12 protein-coding genes are annotated in these 15,458 nt (G+C 68.0%); 1 reads left to right on the top strand and 11 read right to left on the bottom strand.

Annotated features, from left to right (window positions below; translation table 11 throughout):
• Positions 1-10: 10 nt before the first annotated feature.
• From PVW48_RS09250 to PVW48_RS09220, 7 genes are all read right to left on the bottom strand, one after another.
• Positions 11-1,147 carry an FAD-binding protein gene (locus PVW48_RS09250; RefSeq protein ID WP_274581126.1) on the bottom strand — a complete coding sequence of 379 codons (1,137 nt, stop codon included), beginning with the start codon at positions 1,145-1,147 and terminating at the stop codon, positions 11-13.
• A gap of 85 nt (positions 1,148-1,232) precedes the next feature.
• Complete coding sequence (locus PVW48_RS09245) at positions 1,233-2,675, bottom strand: FAD-linked oxidase C-terminal domain-containing protein (RefSeq protein ID WP_274581125.1); 1,443 nt, start codon at positions 2,673-2,675, stop codon at positions 1,233-1,235.
• A gap of 154 nt (positions 2,676-2,829) precedes the next feature.
• Positions 2,830-3,516: a hypothetical protein gene (locus tag PVW48_RS09240; protein WP_012179558.1), complete on the bottom strand. Its 687-nt coding sequence runs from the start codon at positions 3,514-3,516 to the stop codon at positions 2,830-2,832.
• 48 nt (positions 3,517-3,564) lie between these two features.
• Positions 3,565-4,968, bottom strand: a complete 1,404-nt coding sequence (locus PVW48_RS09235) for a PucC family protein (RefSeq protein WP_274581124.1) — start codon at positions 4,966-4,968, stop codon at positions 3,565-3,567.
• Positions 4,969-5,038: 70 nt separating this feature from the next.
• Entirely contained in the window at positions 5,039-5,380 is a 342-nt protein-coding gene (locus tag PVW48_RS09230; protein ID WP_012179560.1) for a light-harvesting protein, read from the bottom strand.
• Positions 5,381-5,392: 12 nt separating this feature from the next.
• Complete coding sequence (gene pufB, locus PVW48_RS09225) at positions 5,393-5,548, bottom strand: light-harvesting antenna LH1, beta subunit (RefSeq protein ID WP_012179561.1); 156 nt, start codon at positions 5,546-5,548, stop codon at positions 5,393-5,395.
• Positions 5,549-5,948: 400 nt separating this feature from the next.
• Positions 5,949-8,108 (bottom strand): esterase-like activity of phytase family protein, encoded by a 2,160-nt coding sequence (locus PVW48_RS09220; RefSeq protein WP_274581123.1) that lies wholly within the window; start codon positions 8,106-8,108, stop codon positions 5,949-5,951.
• Between the two features lie 143 nt (positions 8,109-8,251).
• Here PVW48_RS09220 and PVW48_RS09215 point away from each other — a divergent pair, with 143 nt between their 5' ends.
• Complete coding sequence (locus PVW48_RS09215) at positions 8,252-8,632, top strand: hypothetical protein (RefSeq protein WP_338020471.1); 381 nt, start codon at positions 8,252-8,254, stop codon at positions 8,630-8,632.
• A gap of 3 nt (positions 8,633-8,635) precedes the next feature.
• On the opposite strand, the gene PVW48_RS09210 is transcribed toward PVW48_RS09215, so the two are convergent.
• The 4 genes from PVW48_RS09210 to PVW48_RS09195 are packed head-to-tail and all read right to left on the bottom strand — an operon-like array spanning position 8,636 to position 15,397.
• A complete protein-coding gene (locus tag PVW48_RS09210) occupies positions 8,636-10,720 on the bottom strand; it encodes a hypothetical protein (protein ID WP_274581122.1) in 2,085 nt (694 codons plus the stop codon).
• Positions 10,717-13,491, bottom strand: a complete 2,775-nt coding sequence (locus PVW48_RS09205) for a DUF4159 domain-containing protein (RefSeq protein ID WP_274581121.1) — start codon at positions 13,489-13,491, stop codon at positions 10,717-10,719. The genes PVW48_RS09210 and PVW48_RS09205 overlap by 4 nt, the downstream gene beginning before the upstream one ends.
• Positions 13,491-14,393 carry a DUF58 domain-containing protein gene (locus PVW48_RS09200; protein ID WP_274581120.1) on the bottom strand — a complete coding sequence of 301 codons (903 nt, stop codon included), beginning with the start codon at positions 14,391-14,393 and terminating at the stop codon, positions 13,491-13,493. Before PVW48_RS09200 ends, PVW48_RS09205 begins: the two co-directional genes overlap by 1 nt.
• Entirely contained in the window at positions 14,390-15,397 is a 1,008-nt protein-coding gene (locus tag PVW48_RS09195) for an AAA family ATPase (protein WP_012179567.1), read from the bottom strand. Before PVW48_RS09195 ends, PVW48_RS09200 begins: the two co-directional genes overlap by 4 nt.
• Between the last annotated feature and the right edge of the window lie 61 nt (positions 15,398-15,458).

The raw sequence follows: 15,458 nt of genomic DNA, 5'->3' as shown, positions 1-15,458 counted from the left end.
GGCGGTGCGGTCAGGCCATCAGGCCGGGGTTGAGGATGCCCTTGGGGTCGAATTTCGCCCGCAGGCCTGCGCTGATCGCGGCGAGGGGCGCGGGTTCGGGCTGGAACACGGGCTGGGCGGCGCGGGTCGCCTCGGCGGCCCGGATCAGGGTCGCGTGTCCGGAAAAACCGCCCGGCAGACCGGCCAGCGCGCCGCGCACATCCCGGCCCGGCGCCACATGGGCCCAGACGAGCCCGCCGCCCCAGTCATAGATCACGTCACCGCCCAGGGCCGCCCCGACGGCAGGCCCATCGCTCGGCTTGACCGAGATGCGCCAGACATCGCCCGCGGTGCCATGGAACGCCGCCACGTCGCGGATCGCGACCCAGGTCGAACGGCTCGCCGCCGGGTCGGCCTCGACGCGCACCGGCCCGAATTTGCCCAGAAGTTCCGTCAGCTTCCCTGTCCGGTAGGTGACCGAAGTCTCGAACCCCTCGATCCGCACATGGGTCTCCGGCCCGTCCGCACCGTGCGGCAGATGTGCCGCCCCGCTCACCTCATAGGGCGCGCCCAGCGCCCTGGACAGCGCCGCCACCGCGGTCGCATCGTCCAGCCCGGTGACCGTCAGCGTGGCCTCGGTCTCGGTCTGGGGCAGCACCTTGAAACTGACCTCGGTCAGCACCCCGAGGGTGCCGTGACTGCCTGCCATCAGCTTCACAAGATCATAGCCGGTCACGTTTTTCATCACCCGGCCGCCGTTCTTGACCACCGCCCCTTCGCCCGTGACGAAGCGCACCCCGATCAGGCTGTCGCGGCAGGCCCCGGCCTGGATCCGGCGCGGGCCCGAAACATTCCCCGCCACGACCCCGCCGAGGGTCGGCTCCCCGGCACTGCCCAGCAGCCCCCGGTGGTCCATCGGCTCAAACGGCAGGCGCTGCCGCTCCGCCGCAAGCGCGGCCTCCACCTCTGCCAGCGGCGTGCCGGCCTGCGCCACCAGCGTCAGCGCGCCGGGCTCGTAAAGCCCGATCCCCGACAGGGCCGCCGTGGACAGAACCTCCCCCGCCACGGGCTTGCCGATGGGCCGCGTCCCGCCGCCCCGTATGCGCAAGGGCGCATCGGCACCTGCGATCACCTCGGCCAGTTCGGCCTCGCTCCCCGGTGTCTGCATGACCCCGTCCCTTCATCTTTGCAAAAATACTCCGGGGGGACGCCCGAGGCGCGCGGGGGCGGCGCCCCCTCCCCCGATGCCCCGCTCAGGCCGCCGCACGCCCCCGGCGCGCCTCGGTCACCGCCAGGGGAAACACCTTCGCCGGGTTGAGCAGCCAGGCCGGATCGAACACGTCCTTGACCCGCAGCTGCATCTCCATGTCCGCACCCGTGAACTGGGCCCCCATCAGGTCGCGTTTCTCGATCCCGACCCCATGCTCCCCGGTCAGGCAGCCGCCGACCTCCACGCAGAGCTTCAGGATCTCCGCCCCGAACGCCTCGCACAGTTCCAGATCCCCCTCCTTGTTCGCATCGAACAGGATCAGCGGATGCATGTTGCCGTCGCCCGCATGGAACACGTTGCCCACCTGCAACCCGTACTCCTTGGACATCTCCCCGATCCGGCGCAGCACATAGGGCAGTTCCGAGACCGGGATCGTGCCGTCGAGGCACATGTAATCGTTCAACTGCCCGATGGCGCCGAAGGCCGATTTCCGACCCAACCAGATCTTGGCGCTTTCCTCGGCCGACTGGCTCTGGCGCAGCTCCACCGGGTTGTGCTTGCGCGCAATGTCGAGGATCACGCCGAGCTGCGCGTCGATCTCCGCCTCGGAGCCTTCGACCTCCACGATCAGCAGCGCCTCGCATTCCGGGTAGCCCGCCTTGGCGAAATTCTCGCAGGTCTCGATGCAGAGCTTGTCCATGAACTCGATCGCCACGGGCAGCACGCCGGCCTTGATGATGTCGGCCACGCAGGCCCCCGCGACCTCGTTCTCGTCAAAGGCGATCAGGACCGGACGCGCGCCTTCGGGCTTGCGCAGGATGCGCAGCGTCGCCTCGGTCACCACGCCCAACTGTCCTTCGGAGCCGCAGATCACCCCCAGCAGGTCGAGCCCCCCCGCATCCAGATGCGCACCGCCAATCTCGACCACGGTACCATCCATCATCACCATGGTGACCCCCAGCAGGTTGTTGGTCGTCACCCCGTATTTCAGGCAATGGGCCCCGCCGGAATTCATCGCGATGTTGCCGGCGATGGCGCAGGCCAGCTGCGAGGACGGGTCGGGCGCATAGAAGAAATCCTCTTCCTCCACGGCGCCGCTCACGCTCAGATTCGTGCGCCCCGACTGCACCCGGATGATCCGGTTGTCATAATCGGTCTCCAGCACCTTGTTCAGCCGGGCCACGCCGAGGATCACGCAATCGGCGGTGGGCAGGGCCCCGCCCGCAAGCGACGTGCCCGACCCGCGCGGCACCACCGGCACCCCTTCGGCATGACATATCTTCAGGACCGCCGCGACCTCCTCGGTGCTCGACGGCAGGACCGCGGCCAGCGGCGGGCACTTGTAAGCGGTGAGCGCATCGCATTCATAGGCGCGGGTCTCATGCGGCTCATGGATCACCGCCTCCCCTGGCAGAACCTCTTGCAGCAACGCCACGACCCTGTCCTTCTTGGCCAGGATCCCCGCATCCGGTGTCGGCATCTCCATGATTTGCTCTCCCCAATCTCGATTGGTAAGAAAATATAACCAATTCAGAATTTGGCAAGCGTTTTCTTCCCCCAGGTCGGAGCCTGCGCCCGAAACACCTGCCCCGGAACGCAAAAGACCCGCCGAAGCGGGCCTTTACGCGATGGCGCTGCGGTCAGCGCCGGATGATCGACGGGATGCCGAGGTTCTCTTCCACGATCAGCTTGCCGCCGGGGATCACCGATTTGTCCCGCTTGCCGCCGCTCAGCAGGGGAAAGGGGAGCCGGGCGGTCACCGGCCCATCCTTGCGCAGGCGCGGCTTGGTGATCAGCCCCTCGCGCAGCAGTGGCATGGGCCAGAAGGACATTTTCTTGCCCCCGGAAATCACCGAACTGGAATGCGGTTTGCGCTTGGACAGAAGCGGCATGATCCCGGCGGTCACCGGCCCCTTGCGCTCGTGGGTCTCGCGGACCCGCGTGAAGAACAGCGGATGATCGTCAAGCACCGAAGACATCGGCTCGATCTCGTCCTTCACCCAGTTCTCTTCCTCGACCGCCCCCATGTCGACCGTATCGGCAGCATCGAGGATCTCACGGGCGATGGTCTTGGCGGTCAGCGGCTTATAGGTCGCCTTCACCACGAATACCGCACCGCCATCGGCCATCTTGGAGGTATAGGCCCGGGCCGTCTCTTCGGCGACGCCAAGCGACACCATCGCGTCGGTCACCGAAGCCACCGTATGATCCTCGCCCATGCGCACCACGTGGGTATCGCGCCGGGGAAACCGCGCGCGCTCGAACGTTTTGGCGACCTTGTTGGCCCCCGCCTCGGCGCTGAAGAGCCGTGAAATTACTGTTGCCATGGTGGTCTTTCTCCTCCCGGGTTGCCCGCGGCTTTCGCACGCCGAAGGTCAGGACTGAATGGCCCGACGTACAAGGCGCGCTCCGAGAGGGAGTGCAACGAGCACGGCCAAGGCCAGGAACAGGATCTCGATTCCGAATACAACATTGTAGGGCGTGTGGACGGCAAGTCCCTCCTCGCCCGGCAGATTGACAAGCACATCGCGCAGGATGCCGGCCAGCGCCACGCCGATCCCGGCGCAGGTCGCCTGCACCGCGCCCCATGCGCCGAGCGCCAGGCCAATCTGGCCCTTGGGTGCGCGCTGGATCGTGGCGGTCAGGGTGGCATGGCCGAACAGGCCCGCACCGATCCCCGTGGTCAACGTCCCCGTCAGGAAAAGTGCTGTGCCGAAGCCCTGCGAGGCGGCGATGATCGCCGCAAATCCCGGAATGCCGATGCTGGCCGCCACCCGGGCCAGCGCATCGGGCGCCAGGCCCCGGCTCAGGACGCGCGAGGCGATGGCAAAACCGATCAGGGAACCGCCGGCCAGCAGCGCGGTCAGCTTCGTGGTCTGCGCCACCGACAGGCCGAGGGCCTGCCCGCCATAGGGCTCAAGCAATACATCGGCCATGCCGAACCCGAAGGTCCCAAGCCCGATCACCACCAGCAGGCGCAGCGTCCCCGGCACGGCCACCAGCCGGTCCCATGCCTCGCGGAACGTGACCCTCGGCGCGGCCTTCTGCGCGGCGGCCCGGTCCCGGTTGCGCGCCTCCTGCTTCCACATGGCGGTCAGGTTCAGCGCAACGGTCACCACCGCACTGCCCTGGATCACCTGCACCAGGCGGCCTGGCGTGTAATTCTCCAAAAGCAGGCCATAGACCAGCGCACTCGCCACCATCCCGAAGAGCAGCATCACATACATCAGGCCCACGACCTTGGGATGGTCCTCGTCCGGCACCAGGTCCGTGGCCAGCGCCAGCCCCACGGTCTGCACCATGTGCAACCCCGCACCGACCAGCAGGAAGGCAAGGCCCGCGGCCGCCATCCCGATCCATCGGGGCAGGTCCCCGGACTCGCCATAGCCCGACAGCACAAGCAGCGCGAAGGGCATGATGGCGAACCCGCCGAACTGATAGAGCGTGCCTTTCCAGATATAGGGCACACGCCGCCAGCCCAGAGCCGAGACATGGGCGTCGGAGCGATGCCCGATCAGCGTGCGGAAGGGCGCGAACAGCAAGGGGAGCGCGAGCATCCCCGCGACCAGCGTGGCCGGCACGTCAAGCTCCACGATCATTACCCGGTTCAGGGTGCCGACCAGCAGAACGAGCGCCATGCCCACGGTGACTTGAAACAATGACAGCCGCAGAAGGCGGCTGAGGGAAACCTCCGGCGTCGCGACATCCGCAAACGGCAGGTAACGCGGCCCGAGGGTCGCAATCCGTTGCAGGGCAAGTGCCTTGAGGTTGAGGGACATGAATTTCTCCGTCAGGTCTCCGCCCGGGGCTCGGTCATACCCGGGGCGGAGATATTTCTGCCGTGCCCCTTCAGTAGGACGACGGCGGGACGGTCGGCGAGGCGGAGGCCAGGGTCTCGCCCTGCAGCACGGCCGTCCGGGTCGTTCCGTCCGGCATGACGATCAGAACCTGCTGGGCTCCGTTCACATCCGGAAGAACATAGGACGCCTTGGCGGTCGCGGCCTCTTGCTGCTGCAACAGGGCTGCGGAATCCCCGGAGCCGAGCTCATTGCCGGACAGGAAGTCGGACACCCAGGAGGTGTTGCTCAGAACCGCCACATGGACCGCGAAGGAGCCGACAGCCACAGCGCCGAGGAAAACCGGTACGCCCACGGCGGGCGGAACGACGAGCCACATCTTTGCATTGTTCATGACGTGACCCCCTTATCCGAGCCAGGGCGTGGCGGCCGCCACGAGAAAATGCGCAAGCAGCGCGATCACACCGAAAACGCGCGTACCATCGATGAGATAGCTATGCACTTCTTCGGCTTCTTCGAGTGTCAGACCTGTCGGCCAGACCTTATCGGTGTCATCAGCCATGCTGATCTCCTCCGTTATTCAGTTTCCGAGGGGGACTCACTGGTGCCGAGGTCTGGGTTCAGAACCGGATCGTCCCACGACTGGCCAAGCATGCGGCCAATCGACCTTCGCAGTATGTCATAGTTGATAGACATTGCAATCTGTAAGTTTTGATTTACACATTTACACCCTTTCATCCACTGGCGCATTTTATCGCAATGAATTCAGGGACAACCAGCTTTTGCAAAATGAAAATATCTGGCTTTGACTCGGGTTAAGGAGGAGGTTTTCGCACTCAACCGCTCATCAGAACGGCATTCGCCCAAGGCGGCTGCGGGAAACCGAGTCGCTGAACCCCAGAACAGACAGGGCCCACAGGAGGGTGGGCCCTGACGGGTCGATCCATTGATGGAAACCGGGCCTAAGGCGCGGTACCGATGGAGAAAAACATCGTCTCCCCGGAATGATCCTCGACCCCGTCATTATCGGTGGACACGAAGATCTCTCCGGTTTGCAGGATCGCGAGCCCCTCGACCTTGTCGAGCACGTAACCACCCGTCGCAGTCAGATCCGGCAGCAGGTCGCGCATCAGTTCCTTGGACACGGTGGGCATATCGTCTCCGTCCAGCGTGGCGGGCACCATCTCGGCCAGCGGCACGCGGTAGACCCGTTTGGTGACTGCCTCCAGCCCGTGCCGGTTGTCCCGCTCCACGATATAGACGTGATCGCCATGGGCGCTGATCTCCGACAGGCCGACCCAGCCCGTCTCCGGCGCTGCCTTGGGATAAAGCACCGCGCCCCATTCCTCGGTCTCCAGGTTGTAGGACACCAGCTTGGCGTGGTGCTCGGGATCGTCCGCCCACTCCCGCTGCACGGCCATCCACAGGGTATCTCCAACCTTGGTGATGCCCTCGAAGCCAAAGCGCCGCTCCACCGCCATCAGCTCCGGCGGAAGACCGATTTCCGCCTGGATCTCGCCCTGGGCGGAGACGTGGTAGAGCGCATGGGGCACAACACGGTCCGTGCGCCCTTCGGAGGCGACCCAGAAGCCGCCTGCGCCGTCCAGCGTGATACCTTCGAGGTCGAGCTTCTGTGCCGGACGGCCCGCGCGAGTGACCGGCGTCGCGGCGGTGATCCGCGCCGGGGTGGTAGAGGCGTCGATGGTGTAGATCGTCGGCTGGAAGCCATAGAAGCTGTCATTCACCGCGTAGATCGTGCTGCCTTCCCCGGCGACCATGCCCGAGATCGCCCCCCAACCGATGAGTTCTCCCGCGCCTTCAGAGGTCAGCTGCGGATAGGCCGCAGGGGCTTCCTGGTATTCGTAGAGCATCACATGGGCACGCGCCGCGCCGTCCTCGAGCCCGTCATACTCGTTGGCCGTGGCCAGCAGGCCCCGGGACGGGATCGCCACCGCCCCTTCCGGAGAGATGCCGGAAGGCAGAAGCTGCTTGAGCACCGGTGCCGCCGGGTCGCTCACGTCATAGACCCCCACGACCGAGGCCCGCTCCGCCATGACAAAGACGAACGGCGTGCCGTCGAATACCCCGAATTCTATTCCCTCTGGCTCAACCCCCTTGGCATCCCAGCGCCGGTCCGGGTAATGCCCGATCTGCACAATGGCATGCTCGAAGGACGCGCCGGTTTCGAACAGCTCGGTGCCATCCTTGGCGAAGATCGTCATCCCCCGCGCCCCGCCATCCATGTCGCCCTCATTGGCGATGGCGAAATGGGTATCATCGATCCACTGCACCCCGTCGGGCTCCCGCACCCGGTCCGGCTGGCTCTCGGTGAAGATCAGCGCGCCGCGTTCATCCGTGGCGTCGATCCCGTCCAGATCCACCGACCCGGCGGAGAAATGCGAGACGATCGACCCGTCCCGCGCAACCACGACGATATGGTTGTTCTCCTGCAGGGTCACGACCGTCTCGCCGAGCCCGTTGATATCCACGAATTCCGGCTCCGGGTCCTCTCCCGCCACATCCGCAAGCCCCGTGAGGTCCGCGCGGATCAGGCTGCCACAATCGAGGCTGCCATCGACAACGTCGATCATGACCAGGTCGCCCGCCGGCATCTGCGGTACGCGGCCCTCTCCCAGGTCCTCGTCACGCTCGTTCTCGATGGCCACGGCGATGAACGACCCGTCCGGCGCCTTCCCGGTGCTGTCGGGCTGCCCGCCGAGGTCGCAACGGGCCAGTTCGGTCATGCTCGTCACGTCGATGGCCTTCACCATGCCCGACGGCTCGGTGTAGCTCTCGGAGGTGTTGATCCCCACGAACGCCGTTGTGCCGATGATCGACACGGCCGTCGGCTCGCCATCCATCGCCATGGTGCCCAGGGGCTGCGGGTTCGCCGGGTCGGTGATGTCGATCGCCCCGAGCACCCCCGCCGGACTGTCGGTGTAGACCAGCACCATGCCATCGGCGGTGGCATCGATGATCTCGGCAGAGGTTTCTTCCGGCACCGCCCCGTCGAAGTTGGCCGTGACCGGAAAGGACGCGATCCGGTTGAAATTCATGTCGGCCAGTGCGGGCCCGGCGGTGAGCGCGCAGGCGGCGCCACTCAGCAGAACGGATTTTTTCATGTGATTCCCCAAGGTTTAGCGCCTTCGGGATGCAACGGTTCTGTAACAACGGCCCTTCAGATTTGTATCAGTTGCGTGAAAGCCGCGCTGGCGCATTCGTGAGCCCCGCGCGCTCCGACCTGTGGCAGGATCGCGGGGCCCTGATGATGGAGACCCCCATGCCCCGACCCCTGATCCCCGCGCTGGCCCTGGGCCTGCTCTGCACCGCCCCGCTCTGGGCCAGCCCCTCGGTCATCGAGACCGCCGAAGCCCAGCGTAGCGGTGCGGGCTGGCGCATCTCCGTCACCCTGAGCCATCCGGATACCGGCTGGGACCATTACGCGGACGGGTGGGAGGTGCTGACCCCCGACGGCGTCTCCCTGGGCACACGGGTCCTCGCCCATCCCCATGTGGAAGAGCAGCCCTTCACCCGCAGCCTCGGCGGGGTGCGCGTGCCCGAAGGCGTGACCGAACTGGTGATACGCGCCCGGTGCAACCTCGATGGCTACACCGGCACGCCCTTTACCCTGCGCTTGCCGGACTGAGCCTCAACCGGCCTTGGGCGTGCTTCGCCGCCCTTCGCGCAGCCAGGCGGCGATGGTCAGGAGCGCCACCAGCGCCAGGAACAGCCACGCGGCGATGAGCGGGCTGATCCGCAGGTCCGTGGTCAGCGCCGCCTCCCGCGGGGTCAGGCCGATCCAGCCGCGCCCGGCGGCGTTTCGGCCCTCGCCCACATCGCGCAGCCGCGGCACACCGTTCTCCAGCGCCAGCACCCCGCCCCGGGTCGCATCCACCGCCGCCGCGAGCTTTTCGCCGCTGGCCAGGGTTTCCTCGAACTCCCGCGGCGCAGACGGGCCGAGGCCCACCACCGCGTCCAGCTCCCCGTCGCTCAGACGGTAGAGGCCAGGCTCGGCGCCGGTGAACTCCGCGCTCCAGCGCCCCGGCGCGATCTCGGTCAGGGGCACGACCGTTTCGACCCCGTCCGGGCCGATCACCGTCACCTCCCGCTCCCCGTCGGTCAGGGCGCGGCGGGTGATGGTCATGGTCTGACCCTCGGCGGTGGCGGTCAGCGCCTCCTCCTCCAACTCGGGCTCCTTCATCATCCAATGGGCCAACCGGCGCAGCAGCTCCAGCTGCGGCCCGCCGCCCTCGTAGCCCCGCGACCACAGCCAGGCGTGATCCGACGCCAAGAGCGCCACGCGCCCCTCGCCCACCCGGTCCAGCATCAGGAGCGGCCGGTCGCCCGGGCCCGTCATCACCACCTCGCCCGCCATCGGCTCCACCTCGATCAGGCGGAACCAGCGGCCCCAGGGCGCTTCCCCCTCGGCCAGGTTGGTCGGCGCAAGCCCGGCGGTCACCGGATGCCGGTTGCCCACGTCGCTGATCTCCGGCGTGAAGCCTTCCTCGATCACCCGTGCCGTGGGCTCGCCGGGGATGATATCCGCCAGCGGCGAGCGATAGATCGAATTGGCCGAGGCGAAATCCGGCCCCGCGGCCACCAGGACCGCACCGCCCGCTTCGACATATTGCGCAATGTTCGCGAGGTAAATCTGCGGCAGGATCCCGCGCCGCCGATAACGGTCGAAGATGATCAGGTCGAAATCGTCGATCTTCTCCAGGAACAGCTCCCGCGTCGGGAACGCGATCAGCGACAATTCCGAGACCGGCACACCGTCCTGTTTCTCCGGCGGGCGCAGGATGGTGAAATGCACCAGGTCCACCGCACTGTCGGATTTCAGCAGGTTGCGCCAGGTCCGCTCCCCCGCATGGGGCTCGCCCGAGACCAGCAGCACCCGCAACCGGTCACGCACCCCGTTGATCTGCACCACGGCGGCGTTGTTGCGGTCGGTCAACTCGCCCTCGGCCTCGGGCACGGTCAGCTGCACCACGTTCATGCCGCCATGGTCGAGCGACAGCGGCACCGTGATGTCCCGGCCCACGGGCACGTCCACAGCAAAGGGCTCCCCCCCGTCCACGGCGATCTCCAGCGACACCTGCCCCTGGGCGGCGGCGGGCACATCGCCCTGGTCCTCGATCCGCACGGTCAGCTCGACCTCTTCGCCCAGGATGCCGAAGGCGGGCGCGGTTTTGACCACGAGGCGGCGGTCCCAGTCGCCCTCCCGCCCGGTCAGCAGCAGGTGCAAGGGCGCCGGCAGGTTGGGCATCGGGCCGAGGTCATGGACCTGCCCGTCGCTCAGCAGGATCGTGCCCGCCAGCCGCGCCTGCGGGATCTCCGACAGCGCCTCGGTCATCGCCGCGACCAGCAGCGTACCCGCATTGCCCGGCCCGTCGCCCACCCGGACCACGCGCAGCTCGGTATTGGTGCGGGCGGTGATCTCGGCGCTCAGCTCTTCCAGCGCCGCCTCGGTCTGCTCGGTGCGGTCGGAAATCCGCTGGCTCGCGGTCTCGTCCACCACCACCAGCACGATATCGGTCAGCGGGCTGCGATCCTCTTCCTGCAAGGACGGGTTCGCCAGCGCCAGGAGCAGCGCCGCCGTCGCCAGCCCGCGCACCCAGGCGCCCAGAAGCCCGCGCGCCCCCGCAAAGAGCAGAAGCGCCGCCATCAGAGCGCCGAGCGCGCCCAGCACCGCCCAGGGCAGATAGGGGTCGAAGATCACCGTGCCGCTGTTCATTGACCCAGCCTTTCCAGAAGTGCCGGCACATGGACCTGGTCGGATTTGTAGTTGCCGGTCAGCACATGCATGATCAGGTTGACGCCGAACCGATAGGCCAGCTCGCGCTGCTGGCGGCCCGAGAAGCCGCGCCCGACCGGCACCATGGCGCGCCCGGCCTCGTCCACCGCCCAGGCCGCCGCCCAGTCATTGCCGCCGATCACCACCGGCGTGACCCCATCATTGAGGTTGCGAAACGGCATGCCCTCGACCTGCTCCGCGTCGGGCGGCGCGGCCTCCACCCAGAGCGTGCGGTTGTTGTGACGTCCGGGGAAGTCCTGCAGCAAGTAGAACGTCCGCGTCAGAACGTGATCGGCCGGCAGAACCTCCAGGGGTGGCACGTCCAGCGGGGCCGCCAGCCGCCGCAGCGCCCGCATCCCCCGGCTGTCATTGCCGAATTGCGCCACATCCGCATCCCGCGTATCGAACAGGATCATCCCGCCCCCGCGCAAGTAGCGGTTCAGCTTGGCGTAAGCCTCCGCAGAGGGCAGCGGCTGGCTGTCCGATACCGGCCAGTAGAGGAACGGGAAGAACGCAAGCTCGTCGGTCTCCAGGTCCACGGTGATCGGATCGTCCGGCTCGATCGAGGTGCGCTGGGTGAGGATTTGCGACAGCCCCCGCAGCCCCGCATAGGCGATCTCGTCGAGCCGCGGATCGCCCGTGCGCACATGGGCCAGCACCACCGCCGTGGTCGCCTCCAGCGCCAGCACGTCATCCGGGATGCCCTCCTGCGCCGTGGCGGGGGGCGTCCCCAGCCCGAGCAGCACGACCACCAGGGCCGCCGCCGCGGCCCCATGGGCCTGCCGCAGCCGTCCAGACAGCCACAGAGCCGCCAGGATATCCAACGCCAACAACGCCAGCGCCGCCGTCAGCAAGAAGCCCGCCAAGGGTTGATCCCGCTGCGCTTCCAGCCCCTCGACCGTGATCGATGGGGGCCAGACGGACGGCGCCAGTACGGCCCCGGCCCCCAGCACATTACGCGCCAGCCGCCGGTCATCCCCGGCATAAAGCCCCGGCGGCACCTCCGCGCTCAGGGGGGCCTCCGCCAGATCCTCGCCCGGGATCCCGGCCAACTGCCCGGCCTCCTCCAGCGTCCCGAAGGGCCCCAACAGCTGCTCGGGCACCCATGTGGTGCCCGCCAGCGCCTCGGCGGTCAGCGCCGTGGGCCGCGACGACACCGCCAACCGCTCCAGCATCTGCACGAACAGCCCCGAGAGCGGCAGGCTCGACCATTCCGCATTCGCGGTGACATGGAACAGAACGACCTGCCCCTGCCCCAAGGCCTTGCGGGTGACCAGCGGTGTGCCGTCGGTCAACGCCGCAACCACCCGATCGGGCAGGTTCGGATCCGGCTGCGCCATTACCTGAGCGGTGACCGCCACATCCTCCGGCAGGGGCAGGCCGAAGAAGGGGGAGCTTGAGGAAAAGGGCCGCAGCGCCTTGGGCTCGCCCCAGCTCATCGCGCCCCCGACGGACCGCCCGCCCGCGCGCAGGCGCACCGGCATCAACGGGTCCTCTTCGAGCCGCGAGACATCGGACGCCGCCAGCCGCGGCCCGGCAAATCGCACCAGCAGACCGCCGTTTTCCACCCACTCCGTGATCCCCTCGGCCTCGGTCGGGGCCAGTTGCGCCACATCCGCCAGGATGATCACATCCGGGTTCGCCGGCAGCGCATCGACCAGCGGCACCTCCAGCAGGTCGGCCGTCGGCTCCAAAGCTCGGCGCAGGTAGTGCAGCGGCGTCAGCAGCTCCAGCCCCTCGCGGTCGTCCCGCCCGGCGAAGAGCGCGATCTCCCGCCGCCGCAGGGCGTCATCGGCGAGGCTCACCGCCCCGGCGGTGGTCTGCCCCGTCACCTCGAACCGGGTCACCCGGTTGCGCAGCTCCGGCGGCAGGTCGAACACCGCCTCCTGGGTGGCCTCACCGGCCTCGAACACCACTTCGGTGCGGCCCAGCTCCCGGGTCACCCCGTTCGGGCCGGGGCCGCGGGCGATCACCGTCACCGGACGCTCCCCGGCGGGCGGGGACCGCAGCACTTCGACCCGCACCTCACCATCCTCGATCCGCGCCGGGCTGATCCCGAAGACCGCGCGCGGGCTTTCGAACACACGCACCGCGCCGCGCGCCTCCAGCGCCGCGCGCACCGCGTCCCGCTCCGGCCAGTCCAGCCCGTCCGACATCCAGAACGTGTCGAAATCGCCTTCGACCGCCTCCAGCCAGGCCAGAACCTCCGGCCCGTTCACCGGCCAGGGCTTGGGCTGCACACCGGGCAGGCGCGCGCGCTCGGCCTCCGGCGCGCCGAAGGCGATCTCCGCCGGTGGCAGGTCGGTCAGGGTGACCAGCGCCACCGGGCGGCCATCGCGCGCCGCCTCTTCCAGCAACGCTTCCAGCCGGTCCTGCCGCGCCGACCAGTCCCGCGCCGAGGCCCAGCTGGCATCGGCCGCGATCAGCAACGGGCCGGTCCCCGGCGTCCGCTCGTCGGGGTTCAGGATCGGGCCCGCGAAGCCCAGGATCATCGCCGCCACTGCCAGCGCGCGCAGCAACAACAGCCACCAGGGCGTCTTGTCGGTCTCGCTCTCCGGGTCGTTCAGCCCCAGCAGGAGCGCCACACCGGGAAACCGCCGCGTGATCGGCGCAGGCGGCACCGCGCGCAGGATCAGCCACAGGATCGGCAGCGCCAGAAGCAGCAGCAGCAGACCGGGCGACGCAAAGGCGATGGGTCCCAGAGTGAACATCAGCGTACCTGTTCCAGTGCATGATAGAGCCAGAGGAGCGGGTCCTCCGGCGGATGATCGGTGTGGTGAATGTCCAGCCGCCAGCCCGTGCGCCGCGCCAGCGTCTGCAGCCAGTCCTTCCGCTCCGCCAGCCGCTGCAGATAGGCCTCGCGCAGGCCCTTGGCCTTCAGCGTCTCGAACCGGATCGCGCCCGACATGCTCTCGAACACCGTGCGCCCGTCGAAGGGAAACGCCTCTTCATCGGGGTCCAGCACCATGACCAGCGCCCCCTTCACGCCCCGGTCGGCTGCCGTGGTCAGCGCCTTCTCCACCGGGGCCGTGTCGCCGAGGAAATCCGACAGGAATACCGCCCGGGCGCCGGCGGGCATCACCCGGGCGACCGGCTTGCCGTAATCCTCGGGGTGCTTGGGGTCCATCAGGGCCGCGGCCAGACGGATCAGCTGCGAATTGCCCGCCTTGGGCGGCTCCGGCAGGTTCATCAGCCCGACCCGCTCCCCCGACCGGATCGCCAGGATCGCAAGCGCCATGCCGATGGTCTGCGCCCGGCGCAGCTTCGACGGACGGTTGCGCCCGCCGGTAAACCCCATGGACTGCGCATCATCGACCCAGAGCATCAGGCTCTGCGCCGCCTGCCATTCCTTTTCCCGCACGAAGGGGCTGTCGGCCCGCGCGGATCGGCGCCAGTCGATCGACCGCACGCCGTCCCCGGCCTCCGCCGGGCGGTACTGCCAGAACTCGTCCCCGGTCCCGGCCCGCTTGCGCCCGTGATTGCCCAGCATGATGGTCGCGGCCAGATGTTCCGCCGCCACCATGAGCGGCGGCAGGGTGCCCGAAACCGTTTCCGAACGGTGGCGCAGACTGTCGGGAGTATGGCGCGCCTCGGAGAAGCCCGTCTTGCTCACGCGGCCCGCTCGATCCGGGTCACGCCGTGGGTGACATTCTCGATGACCTCCTCGAGGATCACGCCCTCGGCCCGCGCGGCAAAGCTCAGCGCCATTCGATGCGACAGGATCGGCCGCGCCAGGGCCGCGACATCCTCCGCCGACGGGGCCAGCCGCCCGTCCAGAAGCGCCCGCGCCCGCACGCACAGCATCAGCGACTGCGCCGCCCGCGGCCCCGGCCCCCAGGAGACCGAGCGGTTGACCGCGTCATGGGCCTCCGGCTCGTTCGGCCGACACGCGCGCACCAGGTCCAGGATCATCTCGACCACCGCGTCGCCCACGGGCATCCGGCGCACGACCTCCTGGGCGTGGATCAACTCCGCCCCGGTGAACACCGGATGCGCGGTCGCGCCGTCGATGCCGGTGGTGGCCATGAGGATGCCCTTCTCGGTCTCGCGGTCCGGGTAATCCACGTCGATCCTGAGCAGGAAGCGGTCGAGCTGCGCCTCGGGCAGCGGATAGGTGCCCTCCTGCTCGATCGGGTTCTGGGTGGCGAGCACATGGAACGGCGCGGGCAGCGGGCGTTCCTGGCCCGCGATGCTCACATGCTTTTCCTGCATCGCCTGCAACAGCGCCGACTGGGTCCGGGGCGAGGCCCGGTTGATCTCGTCCGCCATCAACAGCTGGCAGAAGATCGGACCTTCCAGGAACCGGAAGGACCGCGCGCCATCCGCGCCGGTTTCCAGCACTTCGGAGCCGAGAATATCCGCCGGCATCAGGTCTGGCGTGAACTGCACCCGATTCGCGCTCAGCCCCATTACCGTGCTCAGCGTATCGACCAAAAGCGTCTTGCCGAGCCCCGGCAGACCCATCAGCAGGGCATGCCCCCCGGACAGCATCGCGTTCAGGGACAGGTCCACAACCGTAGGTTGCCCAATGATTTGCGTGGCGATGCTGGCCTTGGCCTCGGCCAACTTTTCCCCCAGCCGTTCGATATCTTTAACCAGGGTCTCTGCGTCAGCCATGTCCGCTCCTTGCCATTGCCTTATATGGTCACCTTACAGGAAAGTATGGCCCCACTGACAA

Source organism: Dinoroseobacter sp. PD6, assembly GCF_028807315.1.
GTDB classification, from domain to species: Bacteria; Pseudomonadota; Alphaproteobacteria; order Rhodobacterales; family Rhodobacteraceae; genus Dinoroseobacter; species Dinoroseobacter shibae.
The sequence above is the reverse complement of the archived record's forward strand: the minus strand, read 5'-3'. Positions and strand labels throughout refer to the sequence as shown.

Coding starts and splice junctions, on each gene's coding strand:
- PVW48_RS09230 (WP_012179560.1), bottom strand. CDS start 5,380: ATGAACAATGCAAAGATGTGGCTCGTCGTTCCGCCCGCCGTGGGCGTA.
- PVW48_RS09220 (WP_274581123.1), bottom strand. CDS start 8,108: ATGAAAAAATCCGTTCTGCTGAGTGGCGCCGCCTGCGCGCTCACCGCC.
- PVW48_RS09210 (WP_274581122.1), bottom strand. CDS start 10,720: ATGAACAGCGGCACGGTGATCTTCGACCCCTATCTGCCCTGGGCGGTG.
- pufB (WP_012179561.1), bottom strand. CDS start 5,548: ATGGCTGATGACACCGATAAGGTCTGGCCGACAGGTCTGACACTCGAA.
- PVW48_RS09240 (WP_012179558.1), bottom strand. CDS start 3,516: ATGGCAACAGTAATTTCACGGCTCTTCAGCGCCGAGGCGGGGGCCAAC.
- PVW48_RS09195 (WP_012179567.1), bottom strand. CDS start 15,397: ATGGCTGACGCAGAGACCCTGGTTAAAGATATCGAACGGCTGGGGGAA.
- PVW48_RS09245 (WP_274581125.1), bottom strand. CDS start 2,675: ATGGAGATGCCGACACCGGATGCGGGGATCCTGGCCAAGAAGGACAGG.
- PVW48_RS09235 (WP_274581124.1), bottom strand. CDS start 4,968: ATGTCCCTCAACCTCAAGGCACTTGCCCTGCAACGGATTGCGACCCTC.
- PVW48_RS09250 (WP_274581126.1), bottom strand. CDS start 1,147: ATGCAGACACCGGGGAGCGAGGCCGAACTGGCCGAGGTGATCGCAGGT.
- PVW48_RS09205 (WP_274581121.1), bottom strand. CDS start 13,491: ATGTTCACTCTGGGACCCATCGCCTTTGCGTCGCCCGGTCTGCTGCTG.
- PVW48_RS09215 (WP_338020471.1), top strand. CDS start 8,252: ATGATGGAGACCCCCATGCCCCGACCCCTGATCCCCGCGCTGGCCCTG.